Below are 13823 nucleotides of genomic sequence, written 5' to 3'. Positions count from 1 at the left end.
ACTGTTCGGCTATAAGTTCACCAAACTGCGTAGCAAATCGGCATATTTGACCAAAAAAGTTAACCTCGACCGCTTGTTTGACTAATTAAAGTCTGCAAATACTATTTATACGTTGAATAAGAAATGCATTACATCGCCATCTTTAACGATATAAGCTTTACCTTCTACGCGTAACTTACCTGCTTCTTTAGCACCTGCTTCACCATTAAACTCGATAAAGTCATCATAGGCCATTACTTGGGCGCGAATAAAGCCACGCTCAAAGTCGGTGTGGATCACACCAGCAGCTTGTGGCGCACTGGCGCCTACTGGCACAGTCCATGCTCTTACTTCTTTTACACCTGCAGTAAAGTAAGTCTGTAAGTCCAATAATTCATAACCACCACGAATAACGCGATCAAGCCCTGGCTCATCAAGACCAAGGTCTGCCATAAACTCATCACGCTCTTCAGCGTCCATCTCAGCAAGCTCAGACTCAATAGCAGCACATACTGCAACCACCACGGCGTTTTCTGTCGCGGCAATGGCTTTAACAGCATCTAAATGTGGGTTATTCTCAAATCCATCTTCAGATACGTTAGCAATGTACATGGTTGGCTTTAGGGTTAAGAAGTTAAGGTAGGCAATTGCAGCCATTTCTTCTTTGCTTAACTCTAATGAACGCAGCATTTGGCCTTCATCTAAAGTTGGACGCATTTTTTCAAGTACTTCTACTTCAAACTTAGCATCTTTGTCGCCGCCTTTAGCGCGCTTTTGCTGACGGAAGATAGCACGCTCTAAGCTGTCTAAATCCGCTAACGCAAGTTCAGTGTTGATAACATCAATATCGCCTGCAGGGTCAACCTTGTTAGCAACATGAACGATGTTGTCATCTTCAAAACAACGTACAACGTGACCAATGGCATCCGTTTCACGAATGTTAGCTAGGAACTTGTTACCTAAACCTTCACCTTTTGATGCGCCAGCAACTAAACCTGCAATATCCACAAATTCCATTGTAGTCGGTAAAATACGTTCTGGATTAACAATCGCTGCTAATGCATCTAAACGTGGATCAGGTACTGGAACCACACCCGTATTTGGCTCAATGGTACAAAACGGGAAGTTAGCAGCTTCGATTCCTGCTTTAGTTAACGCATTAAATAGTGTTGACTTACCAACATTTGGCAAACCCACAATGCCGCATTTAAAACCCATATTTTTACCTTTATATAATTAAACTCACCTAGGAAGTGGTAAGTTGTGTCAAATCAATAATCAAAGCGCGGCTAATTAGAGCGCTTTGAATGTGTGTAATCGGTGCATCGCTTTCGCCATGTCTTGTTTAAACAATATTTCAGTTGAACGCACCGCTTCATCTATTGCTGCGTCCATCTTTTCTTGATCGCTCGCTGGCGCTTTACCTAAGACATAACCACTGACGCGGTTTTTATCTCCAGGGTGACCAATACCAATACGTAATCGGTAAAAGCCTTTTTCATTGGCAAGCTTAGCAATAATATCTTTTAAGCCGTTATGACCACCATGACCACCGCCCAATTTAAACTTGGCAACGCCCGGCTCCATATCAAGCTCATCATGGGCCACTAATATCTCTTCAGGTAAAATACGAAAAAAGTTCGCTAATGCGCCCACTGACTTACCGCTTAAATTCATAAACGTAGTAGGTATAAGTAGACGCACATCTTTACCATCAATAGTGACTCTGGCGGTTAAGCCAAAATATTTACTGTCTGGCGCTAAGGTGGCGCCACATAAACGCGCTAACTCTTGTACATACCATGCACCCGCATTATGACGAGTGTGGGCGTATTCTGCACCTGGGTTAGCAAGGCCGACAATTAGTTTTATTTGACTCATTAGCACTCAATTTCAGTGGTTAAATGACTGCGTTATCTTCAATATCATTTATCCATCTTAATAGTTATAGACTAAGATTTTGTGATTTGAAGGCGCTAAAGCGCGGCATTTTAACACTCAAAACTGAACTCAACAAATACACTGTGATAATTAGACAGAATGGGGATAACCTCACTGTGAAAAAGTTCACAGTGAATATAGTTAACCGCCATTAGAAATTGCGTGGTGGGGAAGGCGTGATTGCTGATTAAATAGAATAAGTTACGCTAAACCCAATGCGTATTTAAGCACTTTCTGTTTGATCGGATTATCGTAGTTTGCCAGTTTCAACAACCCATTTCTTAACAGTTTTATTGGTAATAAATCATTACTAAAGCCTGCATAGAATGCATCCATTGCTGACATCATCAATAAATTATCGCTATAACGTTTGCATTGATACTGCTTTAAACAAGATGCTGTCCACCAAGGTTTATCATTGCCTACTGCATCGGCAATGGTTGCAATCAATACATCGACATCTTTAAAACCAATATTGACGCCCTGCCCTGCAAGCGGGTTAATGGTATGGGCTGCATCACCTAAAATCACAATATTATCTTGGCAATAATCTTGGGCATGACGTCTTGTGAGCGGGAAACTGCCTCTAGCTATAACGGTAAAGTTCTCATCAAGCCTTGATGGAAAGTTAAGCTTAATTTGCTCAGCCAGTTGTTTATGATTGAGCTGCATAAGCTGCTTAATGCGACTATTACTGTCATACCATACTAATGAGGCGTTATTACCCGGTAATGGCAGTAATGAGCGTGGCCCTTGAGGGGTAAACTGTTGCCAAGTTATGTCTTGCTGCGCGGTGTCAGTTTCAACATTAATGAGCATGGCTGACTGAGCATAATCCCAGCCAGTAATACCAATACCGGCCCATTGTCTTACTTGTGAGTTAGCCCCATCTGCGCCAACTAATAATGATGCATGTAATTCAACGCCACTTTTAAGGGTCGCTTTAATTCCTTGAGACAATGATTTTACGTCACTATTGCTCATTTCAATACGCTCGAACTTAGCAACGCTATCAGGGCAATAACAATGCACATTGTCCATCTTTTCAATTTGCTGCCACAGACTCAGTTGAATTAAGCGGTTCTCAAAAAAATAGCCCAGATGTGATTCATCGATCTGATCAGCATGAAAACGGGTAATGCAATCATCGAGCTCCCAGGTTTCTAAACCTTTATAGGCCACATGACGCATAGTGCGTAATTGCTCCATTACGCCCAAGCGTTCGAGTAATTGCTCAGAGGCCACACTAATAGCTGATACGCGTAAGTCTAAGGGCTGCTCAGGTAAATAGGCTTTAGGCGCGAATGCTTCAACCATGGCAACATTTAAGCCAAGCTGACCTAACCCCACAGCTACAGCTGCGCCCACCATACCTCCGCCAACGATGACGACATCATGTTCAACTACATTCGATGCTTGATGCATTGTTTATTTACCTTAATAAAAAGCTGTAATACTGAAACGCCATGACAGCGGCTACTATTATGTGCCAATAAGCGTCACTTAAACTATGTACAAAGATGTCTGTAACGCCTCAATCGTATCGATATGTTGCTATCTTGAGTTTGAGCAACACTTGCTTACACTGGTCAAACTTTAACCACCAAACCTTACCTTATACTGAGACTGTCTAGTATGACATGCCTTGCAACCAACCCCTTAAATGCCAAGGTAAGAGAGGATAGTATGTTCAGTCAAAGCACCTATGTACAATCTAATAATGGAACCCTTAAATCACTAACAAGCAGCCGTAATACGTTAATGAGTTATGTAAAAAAGTTTACTAAGTCACTCTATACTATGCCGCTACTTGCAGGGCTTGTTGCTGGCGCAGCCATTATGCCAATGACAGCACAAGCCGAAGTACAACCGATGGAAACCATTACGGTTATTCACCGTTCATCCTTCGATTATGCCTTATATCAACAAACCACGGAAATGCTTACGCAGTTTAATAGAGAGCTAGCGCAAAAAATAATTGTTCAAGCAAGACAAGATAACGTCACAATGGCGAAACAATTTGGCTATTTTACCAATCAATCAAATGAGTTAGCCCAAATAGATAAACACCCTGAAAATATAGGGGTATTAGTCATTTCAGAATAATGCCGCTTAAGTGTGCACAAAGGCTAGCCAGCGAGCCTTTGTGCAGTTAAAATACTCGGCTATTTTTCTGTGGTAATAGAACGGCGTAACTGATGAGTAAAAAACTACACATAAAGACCTGGGGCTGTCAGATGAATGAATATGATTCATCTAAAATGGCTGACTTGCTGGACGATTATCAAGGTTATACCTTGACTGAGGATGCTGAAGAAGCAGACGTACTGCTACTAAACACATGTTCAATTCGCGAAAAAGCGCAGGAAAAAGTGTTTCATCAGCTTGGTCGCTGGAAAACCCTCAAAGACAAAAAACCTAATCTAATTATCGGTGTAGGTGGTTGTGTTGCCTCACAAGAAGGTAAAGCCATTAAAGAACGTGCTCAGTGCGTTGATATTATTTTTGGCCCACAAACCTTACATCGCTTACCTGAGATGATCACCCAAATTAATAATGGCGATAAAGCAGTTATTGATGTGAGCTTTCCTGAAATTGAAAAATTCGATCGCCTACCTGAGCCTCGCGCTGACGGTCCATCGGCGTTTGTGTCTATTATGGAAGGCTGCAGTAAATACTGTTCATTCTGCGTAGTGCCGTACACCCGCGGTGAAGAAGTTAGCCGCCCGGTTGATGATGTCATTTTAGAAATCGCACAACTTGCTGAACAAGGTGTACGTGAAGTAAACCTGCTTGGTCAAAACGTGAATGCGTTTCGCGGTGCTACCCATGATGATGATATTTGCACCTTCGCAGAGTTATTGCGTCTAGTGGCATCAATTGATGGTATCGACCGTGTGCGTTACACAACGAGTAACCCCATTGAGTTTTCACAAGACATTATCGATGTTTATGAAGACACCCCTGAAGTGGTGAGTTTCTTACATTTACCAGTGCAATCGGGATCAGACCGCATTCTAACTAATATGAAACGTGGTCATATGGCAATTGAATATAAATCAATTATTCGTCGTTTACGTAAAGCGCGCCCTGATATCCAAATCAGTTCCGACTTCATTGTCGGCTTCCCTGGTGAGTCAAATGCTGAATTTGAAGACACCATGAAGTTGATTGAAGATGTCAGTTTTGACCACAGCTTTAGCTTTATCTACAGCGCCCGTCCAGGAACACCAGCGGCTGATTTGCCAGATGATGTCACCATGGAAGAAAAGAAAAAGCGCTTAGCGATTTTACAAGACCGTATTACCCAACAAGCCATGCGCTACAGCCGCCAAATGTTAGGCACTGTTCAACGTATTTTAGTTGAAGGCCCTTCAGTTAAGAACCCTATGGAGCTTCGCGGCCGTACTGAAAATAACCGCGTAGTGAACTTTGAAGCAGATCCTAAGTGTATTGGCGGTTTTGTGGATGTTGAAATTGTTGATGTATATACAAACTCGCTGCGCGGCGTATTTATTCGTGGCGAAGACGAGATGGATTTACGTCGAAGTTTACGTCCGTCAGATATCGTAGCCAAACACAAAACTGATGATGATATTGGTGTAAGCCAATTTACCCCAGGCAGCTAATTTAGCCATAAAACGGGTTTATCATTATTTAATAAAGGCGGCCTCGAGCCGCCTTTATTGTGCTTTTCAGTTAATACCGTGGTATTTTAACTTTTATACCTATTCGCATTCTTTTTCTTTTGGAGCATTATTTTTGTCCACTAAAGTTACTACCATGAATTTATACCTCGAGCCTGCTGAAACTCGAAGAATTGCCTCATTATGTGGTCCATATGATGACAACATTAAACAGCTTGAACGTCGTTTAGGTGTTGAGATTATCCATAAGAATAATCATTTCAAAATCGTTGGCCTGCCAAGACATGCCTTTAATGCTAATAATTTACTGAAACAGCTATACATTGAAACCCAAACTGTTAAAGGTAGCACCCCAGATTTAGAGCCAGAGCGAGTGCATTTAGCCATTCAGGAGGTCATTAACCTCGAAGCTGAATCATCGGCTGAAGATGACACCCTGCATATCAAAACTAAACGCGGCATCATCAAACCTCGCAATCCAAACCAGTCAGTGTATGTGGCGAATATGGCCAAACACGACATTACCTTTGGTGTGGGACCTGCCGGTACCGGTAAAACCTTTTTAGCAGTTGCCGCAGCTGTTGATGCCCTTGAAAGACAAGAAGTAAGACGAATACTCCTTACCCGCCCAGCTGTTGAGGCTGGCGAAAAATTAGGTTTTTTACCAGGGGATTTAAGTCAGAAAGTCGATCCCTATTTACGCCCGCTTTATGATGCCTTATTTGAAATGATGGGCTTTGAGAAAGTTGAAAAGCTACTTGAACGTAATATTATTGAAGTCGCGCCTTTAGCCTATATGCGTGGTCGAACCCTAAATGATGCGTTTGTTATATTGGATGAAAGCCAAAATACTACTGTTGAGCAAATGAAAATGTTCTTAACCCGTATCGGCTTTAACTCGAAAGCGGTGATCACCGGTGATATTACCCAGATAGATTTGCCTCGCAGTCAAAAATCAGGGCTTCGCCAAGCCATTGAAGTATTGAGTGAGGTCGATGAAATCAGCTTCAACTTCTTTATGTCTCAAGATGTGGTGCGTCATCCGATTGTGGCAAGAATTGTCGAAGCTTATGAAGCCTTTGATTCAAAAGAGCTAGCACAAAAAGCTGAAAAAGAGCGCCAGTATAAACAACGTCAAACGGCCTTTAATGAACAAATGGCCAATGTGGACGTTAACGCCAACGAGATCAGTAAAGACGGAGCAATAAATAATGAGTCTTAAACTTGATTTAGATCTGCAAATTGCCGTTACTGACAGCAGTAAGCTCCCCAGCCGAAGTGAATTTGAGCTATGGGTAGCGACAGCCCTTGGTAACACTATGGCGCAAGCTGAACTGACCATCAGAATTGTTGAAAATACTGAAAGCCAGCAACTTAATAATACTTACCGTGGTAAAGACAAGCCGACTAATGTATTGTCTTTCCCCTTTGAAGCGCCTCCAGGGATTGAGTTACCGCTATTAGGCGATCTCATCATTAGTGCTGAGGTGGTAGAACTTGAAGCAAATCAACAAAATAAGCCCCTTGTCGCACATTGGGCCCATATGGTTATTCACGGCTGCTTGCATTTACTAGGCTATGACCATATTATCGATAATGAAGCTGAAGAAATGGAGTCATTAGAGACTCAACTCATTGAAGGCTTAGGTTTTTCAAATCCATATAAGGAAGCGTAAATAAATCAGACGACTGCATATAACATGCTGATTTTGATTTAGTAAAATATTATGAGTGACGACATCCCACCGAGTACCAACGCCCGTAAGAAGAACTGGATTGGCAAAATTAGTCAGATGTTTCAGGGCGAACCTCAAAATCGCGAAGACTTAGTTGATGTAATTGCTGGCGCAGAAGAGCGCTCTTTAATTACTGAAGACACCCGCGAAATGATGAATGGCGTATTAGAAGTATCAGGGTTGCGGGTACGCGACATCATGATCCCTCGAAGCCAAATAGTCACATTGCAAATCGATAGCACTGTTGAAGAGCTACTAGAAACAGTCATTGAGTCTGCACACTCCCGTTTTCCTGTGGTCAACGAGGATAAAGATCATATTGAAGGTATTTTGCTTGCAAAAGATTTACTTAAATATGGTTTCAAACAATCAGCTCAACCTTTCTCATTGCATCAAGTCATCAGGCCTGCGGTTGTTGTGCCTGAAAGCAAACGCGTTGATGTACTGCTAAAAGAATTCCGCTCCCAGCGATATCATATGGCCATCGTGGTCGATGAATATGGCGGTGTATCCGGCCTAGTGACGATTGAAGATATCTTAGAAGAAATCGTCGGTGAAATCGAAGACGAGTTCGATCATAGTTCAGTAGAAGATACCGAAATCAAAAAGATCAGTAACACCGTGTTTATGATTAAAGCACGTACACCGATTGATGAATTTAATGACGCTTGTGGCACCCAATTTAGCGACGAAGAATTTGATACCGTAGGCGGCTTAGTTTCACACGCATTTGGTCACTTACCAGAGCGAAATGAAACTGTCGTTATCGATAATATCGAGTTTAAAGTCACCAATGCTGACACCAGACGTTTAATTCAACTTAGTGTGAAGTTACCCGATCAAAAACTGCTAGAAGAACTCGACGACTAACTCTGTGCTAAAAAATAAACTTTCCAAGTCATCAGTGATTAAAATGGTGACTGCATTTGTTGCAGGTGCTTCAACCACACTTGCTTTTGCCCCCTACGCTATTTGGGCTTTTTACCCCGCAGCAATGCTGTTTGTTTTATGGCAAAGTCGCAGCCTAACCCCGAAAGAAAACTTCTTTCATTGGTTAAGCTTCGGCTTTGGCTGTTTTGCATTTGGCATTAGTTGGGTACATGTCAGCATTGATACCTTTGGTGGTTTACCGCTAATAGTATCAATGGCATTAATGGCAATATTGGCGCTTTATCTGGCCTTATTTCCAGCGCTAGCAGGTTATCTCACTGCGAAACTGTCCCAATATCAGCAAACTCAAGGCTGGCAAGTTTATTTTCGTTACTTAGGGTTATTCCCCGCACTGTGGGTATTTACCGAGTGGATGCGCGGTTGGGTTCTCACAGGTTTCCCTTGGTTATGGGCAGGCTACAGTCAAACCCAAGGGCCAGTGTCAGAGCTTGGCAGTATAATTGGCGCATTAGGCTTAAGTTATGTTATCGCACTGGTTTGTGGCAGTATCGCACTGGTGTTATATCAACGTTTTGCCAGTGTTATCATCATATTCTCTTTGATATTTATCAGCACTTACCTTGCGCCGCACATCTCCGACATAAGCCCACGAAATGAAACGGTTAAAGTGGCTTTAGTACAAGGCAATATTGAGCAAAGTATGAAGTGGGAGCCTGACGCACTATGGCCAACTTTACTCAAGTATATGGATTTAAGTCGGCCTAATTTTGATGCTGATATCATCATTTGGCCTGAAGCCGCGATTCCAGCGCCTGAAGCTATGGTGGCAGACTTTTTACATAATACCGACAAGGTGGCTAATTTAAATAATAGCGCCATCATTACCGGTATTATTAGCATGCAACAAAATGACTTTTATAACTCATTAATTGTATTGGGCAATGCCTATCATCCTCAGCAGACTGAGGGCGATTACGTTGGAAGTGGCATTAATGATTACAAGAAACATCATCTATTACCAATAGGTGAGTTTGTCCCTTTTGAAAGCCTTTTACGCCCAATAGCCCCGTTTTTTAATTTACCCATGTCATCTTTTGCACGTGGCACCTATGAGCAAAAAAACCTTAATGCTTTAGGCTATCAAGTGGCACCGGCTTTATGCTACGAAATCGTCTTTCCTGAGCAATTACGCGCCAATGTGAATAAAGACACTGATTTTTTACTCACAGTGTCTAATGATGCCTGGTTTGGTGACTCTATCGGGCCACTGCAACACATGGAAATAGCCCAAATGCGCGCAATTGAGTTGGGGCGCCCCTTAGTCAGAGCCACCAACAACGGTGTTACCGCTGTGGTCGATATTAAAGGCCGTATTACTCACCAACTGCCACAGTTCAAATCTGGAGTATTAGTGGCTGACGTTGCCTTATATGACGGTGAAACTTGGTTTAAGCGAATAGGCCAAACACCGTTACTCATATTATGTAGCTTGATAATTTTATTTAGTTTTATATATCAACTATTATTAAACAAAGGCAGAAAAAAATAGCAAGGAGGCCATGATTGCCGCAAGCATTGCCAGTTAAGCCAAATATATTCAATCCAAATGGATTTACATTAATTGAGTTAGTGGTGGTCATTATCATTTTGGCCGTCATTGCCATTATTGCTGCGCCAAAGTTTATCAACTTTGCCACTGAAGCCCGAATTAACGCATTATCACAATTACAGAGCAGCGTTAAAGCAGCTAATACCCTCGTTTATGCACGCACGCAAATGCCCAGTATTTCTACCCGAAGTGTTCCAGGTCGTGATGATTTAACCGATATCGATTTAGAAGGCGATGGCAGTTTCAATACCCGTTTAATAAACGGTTATCTTGATAATACTGATATCGAAAAATGGATTGTGTCGATGGACGATTGGGAAATCCAATATCGAGGTGCACCTGAAACCTATATTGGATATGATCTCAATGACGATGGTGAAGTGCGTGATGACAACTGCTATTTTTTGTACACCCAGGCCAGTAGTGAAGCTAACCCGCCAACATACCAAGTTAGCACCTCGGGTTGCTAAATATGCGCTTTAAACTCAGTTAATCGATAAAAAATTGACCATAAAACACTATTGCATAAACATAAGACGTAAAACACTATTACATAAACATAAGACGTAAAGCACTATTACATAAACATAAAACGTAAAACACTATGCCACTTAAGTCAGCTAGCATAGTTGCTGTCTCAAACAATCTCTAAAATCGTGCTATTGTTTGAAATAGGCAGCGCTTTAAGGCGTTAGCGCTTCTCGAGTGAACATTTCATTATCGCATTGTGGGCAATCTGGAATAATACTGGGGAATTCAATTTTCATTTCATGATTACACTCAGTACAAATCACTTTACCTTGGTTAATCACCTCCCCTGACATATAAAAACCCTGATGCTTAAAGTCTTGGGCAATTTCATGCCACTCTACTTGGCTGCGATCAGTAATTTCACCCAGCCAGTGCCATAAGGTGTTTTCAATACCAATGACAGTTGGGCTAAAACTGAGGTTATCGGCATTTTCCTCTTTTATGTAGCTGGCGATGTCACGCTTTAAAAAATCTTCTGCTAAAGCAAGCTCCTCGGCATCGGCGGCTGACTTTAATTGCAAATAATCTTTACACTGGGTCACAGAAGCAAAAAGGCTCTTTGCCGTCAATGAGTTATCTTCATCATATTGTTTCTTAACTTGCTCAAAAAGCGTCTTATATAGTGCTAATAACGCTGAACTTCGTCCACTCATAGTAAATACTCCTTCATCTGAACCTTTTTAATGCATCACTTCTAGTTTATTCTATGCAGATCTTACTCGCGCTTTTTAGCGCTAGATCAAACAATGGGCGGCATTGGCCGGAATAGAGTGATGCAAGAGCAATATAATCCCTCAGAAATTGAAGCCTTGGTGCAAAAGCACTGGGAAGACAAAAAAACCTTCGAAGTAACTGAAGATGCAAACAAAGAGAAATTTTACTGTCTCTCTATGTTCCCTTATCCATCAGGCCGACTTCACATGGGACACGTGCGTAACTACACCATAGGTGATGTTGTTGCTCGTTACCAACGTTTGCAAGGTAAAAATGTGTTACAACCTATCGGTTGGGACTCATTTGGTCTACCTGCAGAGAATGCCGCAATCAATAATAAGACTGCGCCTGCGCCATGGACTTATGAAAATATCGACTACATGAAGAACCAACTTAAGCTATTAGGCTTTGGTTATGATTGGAGTCGTGAAATCGCGACTTGCACCCCTGAGTATTACCAGTGGGAACAATGGTTCTTCACCCAGTTATTTGAAAAAGGCTTAGTCTACAAAAAGACCGCCTCAGTTAACTGGTGTCCAAACGATGAAACAGTACTGGCTAACGAGCAAGTACAAGACGGTTGCTGTTGGCGTTGTGACACTGAGGTGGTTCAAAAAGAAATCCCTCAGTGGTTCATTAAAATCACCGATTACGCTGAAGAGCTATTAAACGATATCGATAAGTTAGATGAATGGCCTGAGCAAGTTAAGGCGATGCAACGTAACTGGATTGGCCGCAGTGAAGGGATTGAAATGACTTTCGGAGTTGCTGGCAGTGACGATAGCTTTGATATCTATACCACTCGTCCTGATACCGTGATGGGCGTAACCTATGTTGCAATTGCCAGTGGTCACCCTCTTGCTGAAGCTGCAGCAAAGAATAACCCTGAGCTTGCTGCATTCATTGAAGAATGTAAAAACGTTGATACTACCGAAGCGGCTATGGCTGCAATGGAAAAGAAAGGCGTTGCGACCGGTCTTAATGCAATCCACCCATTAACCGGCAAAGAAGTGCCTATTTGGGTCGGTAACTTTGTATTAATGAACTACGGTACTGGCGCAGTAATGTCAGTTCCAGCCCATGACCAACGTGATTATGAGTTTGCTAAAAAATACGGTTTAACCATTGAAGCTGTGATCAAGCCTGCTGATAGCGATGTGGATATCAGTGAAGCTGCCTTTACTGATAAAGGCGTGCTATTTAATTCAGGTGAGTTTGACGGTTTAGAGTTCCAAGCTGCATTCGATGCTATTGATGCCAAACTGACTGCTGAAGGTAAAGGTAAGCGTCAAGTGAACTTCCGTCTGCGTGACTGGGGGGTATCTCGTCAACGCTACTGGGGCGCTCCTATCCCTATGGTTACGCTTGAAGATGGCACCGTAATGCCAACACCAGCTGAGCAACTGCCGGTTGTATTACCTGAAGATGTGGTAATGGATGGTATTCAAAGCCCGATAAAAGCTGACAAAGAGTGGGCTAAAACCACGGTAAATGGCCAGCCAGCACTGCGTGAAACTGATACCTTTGATACCTTTATGGAATCATCTTGGTATTACGCCCGTTACTGTAGCCCCCATGCAGATCAAATGCTTGATCCTGCTAAAGCAAACTACTGGTTACCAGTGGATCAATATATTGGCGGTATCGAGCATGCTTGTATGCATTTGCTATACTTCCGCTTCTTCCACAAGTTGCTACGTGATATTGGTTTAGTTGACTCTGATGAGCCAGCCAAACGCTTACTGACTCAAGGTATGGTATTGGCTGATGCTTATTACTATAACAACGAGAAAGGCGCCCGCGTTTGGGTTTCACCATCTGACGTTACAGTACAAGAAACTGACGATAAAGGCCGTGTAGTGAAAGCGGTAGACAGTGAAGGTCATGAACTGGTTTATACCGGCATGAGCAAGATGTCTAAGTCTAAGAATAACGGTATCGACCCACAAGAAATGGTTGATAAATACGGTGCTGACACCGTGCGTTTATTCATGATGTTTGCAGCCCCACCTGAGTTAACCCTTGAGTGGCAAGAATCAAGCGTTGAAGGCGCACATCGATTCATTAAGCGTTTCTGGAAAACAGCTCATGATCATATCGCTCAAGGTGATGTGGTTGAACTTGACCCTAAAGCACTTGATAACAATCAAAAAGCACTTCGTCGTGAATTACATAAAACCATTGCTAAAGTCAGTGATGATGTTGAACGCCGTCAAATGTTCAATACCGCCATTGCCGCTATCATGGAACTGATGAACAAGTTGCAAAAAGCCCCGTCTGCTAATGAGCAAGACAGAGCCCTGATGCAAGAAGCATTATCAGCAGTAACACGTTTGCTTTACCCAATCATCCCACATACTTGTTTCAGCATGTGGACAGCCTTAGGTAACCAAACTGATATCGAAGATAGCCTATGGCCAACAGTTGATGAGTCAGCACTAGTTGAAGACAGCAAACTGATTATCGTGCAAGTTAACGGTAAGCTGCGTGCTAAAATCACAGTAGCTGCAGATGCTGCTAAAGAAGAAGTAGAAGCCCTAGGTTTAGCTGATGAAAACGTACAAAAATTCACTGATGGCGTCACCGTACGCAAAGTGATTTATGTACCAGGCAAACTGCTAAACATCGTTGCTAATTAATCATTTATAAGTAACGATAGCTTGAAGGTGACAAATGACAAGCAATTAGCCTCGTCATTCGTCGCCTTCATAAAGTTAAAGATGTAACCTAATACCCATCTTATGCATGTACAGTTAAAGGATGCCAAAAACAGTG

Annotated in this window: 12 protein-coding genes; 8 read left to right on the top strand and 4 right to left on the bottom strand. The window is 42.3% G+C overall.

Translation table 11 applies throughout. The features are described 5' to 3' along the window. Nucleotides 1-105 precede the first annotated feature (105 nt). The 3 genes from ychF to BCU94_RS17370 form a co-directional block, all read right to left on the bottom strand. Entirely contained in the window at nucleotides 106-1197 is a 1092-nt protein-coding gene (ychF, locus tag BCU94_RS17380) for a redox-regulated ATPase YchF (RefSeq protein WP_102438973.1), read from the bottom strand. A 75-nt stretch (nucleotides 1198-1272) separates the two neighbouring features. Then, nucleotides 1273-1860, bottom strand: a complete 588-nt coding sequence (gene pth, locus BCU94_RS17375; protein WP_102438975.1) for an aminoacyl-tRNA hydrolase — start codon at nucleotides 1858-1860, stop codon at nucleotides 1273-1275. A gap of 261 nt (nucleotides 1861-2121) precedes the next feature. Continuing rightward, a complete protein-coding gene (locus tag BCU94_RS17370) occupies nucleotides 2122-3345 on the bottom strand; it encodes an FAD-dependent monooxygenase (RefSeq protein WP_102438977.1) in 1224 nt (407 codons plus the stop codon). A gap of 261 nt (nucleotides 3346-3606) precedes the next feature. On the opposite strand from BCU94_RS17370, the gene BCU94_RS17365 reads away from it, so the two are divergent. From BCU94_RS17365 to BCU94_RS17335, 7 genes are all read left to right on the top strand, one after another. Further along, entirely contained in the window at nucleotides 3607-4026 is a 420-nt protein-coding gene (locus tag BCU94_RS17365; RefSeq protein WP_102438979.1) for a hypothetical protein, read from the top strand. 92 nt (nucleotides 4027-4118) lie between these two features. Then, the gene (miaB, locus tag BCU94_RS17360; RefSeq protein WP_102438981.1) at nucleotides 4119-5549 is read left to right on the top strand and encodes a tRNA (N6-isopentenyl adenosine(37)-C2)-methylthiotransferase MiaB; all 1431 of its coding nucleotides are present in this window, start codon (nucleotides 4119-4121) and stop codon (nucleotides 5547-5549) included. Between the two features lie 133 nt (nucleotides 5550-5682). Then, the gene (locus BCU94_RS17355) at nucleotides 5683-6789 is read left to right on the top strand and encodes a PhoH family protein (RefSeq protein ID WP_102438983.1); all 1107 of its coding nucleotides are present in this window, start codon (nucleotides 5683-5685) and stop codon (nucleotides 6787-6789) included. Further along, nucleotides 6779-7243 carry an rRNA maturation RNase YbeY gene (gene ybeY / locus BCU94_RS17350; RefSeq protein WP_102477091.1) on the top strand — a complete coding sequence of 155 codons (465 nt, stop codon included), beginning with the start codon at nucleotides 6779-6781 and terminating at the stop codon, nucleotides 7241-7243. The genes BCU94_RS17355 and ybeY overlap by 11 nt, the downstream gene beginning before the upstream one ends. 51 nt (nucleotides 7244-7294) lie before the next feature. After that, nucleotides 7295-8173: a CNNM family magnesium/cobalt transport protein CorC gene (gene corC, locus BCU94_RS17345; RefSeq protein ID WP_102438987.1), complete on the top strand. Its 879-nt coding sequence runs from the start codon at nucleotides 7295-7297 to the stop codon at nucleotides 8171-8173. A gap of 43 nt (nucleotides 8174-8216) precedes the next feature. Next, nucleotides 8217-9743 carry an apolipoprotein N-acyltransferase gene (gene lnt / locus BCU94_RS17340; RefSeq protein WP_102477090.1) on the top strand — a complete coding sequence of 509 codons (1527 nt, stop codon included), beginning with the start codon at nucleotides 8217-8219 and terminating at the stop codon, nucleotides 9741-9743. A 14-nt stretch (nucleotides 9744-9757) separates the two neighbouring features. Next, entirely contained in the window at nucleotides 9758-10273 is a 516-nt protein-coding gene (locus BCU94_RS17335; protein WP_102477089.1) for a prepilin-type N-terminal cleavage/methylation domain-containing protein, read from the top strand. A 213-nt stretch (nucleotides 10274-10486) separates the two neighbouring features. Here the strand turns inward: BCU94_RS17335 and BCU94_RS17330 are convergent, their stop codons facing one another. Then, nucleotides 10487-10987 (bottom strand): zinc ribbon-containing protein, encoded by a 501-nt coding sequence (locus BCU94_RS17330; protein ID WP_076543105.1) that lies wholly within the window; start codon nucleotides 10985-10987, stop codon nucleotides 10487-10489. Nucleotides 10988-11107: 120 nt separating this feature from the next. Here BCU94_RS17330 and leuS point away from each other — a divergent pair, with 120 nt between their 5' ends. Then, nucleotides 11108-13687 carry a leucine--tRNA ligase gene (gene leuS / locus BCU94_RS17325; protein WP_102439165.1) on the top strand — a complete coding sequence of 860 codons (2580 nt, stop codon included), beginning with the start codon at nucleotides 11108-11110 and terminating at the stop codon, nucleotides 13685-13687. The last annotated feature ends 136 nt before the right edge of the window (nucleotides 13688-13823 follow it).

The sequence above is a fragment of the Shewanella sp. 10N.286.52.C2 genome, from assembly GCF_002874545.1.
Taxonomy (GTDB): Bacteria; Pseudomonadota; Gammaproteobacteria; order Enterobacterales; family Shewanellaceae; genus Shewanella.
Note: the sequence above shows the minus strand (reverse complement) of the source record. Positions and strands in the feature narration are given on the sequence as shown.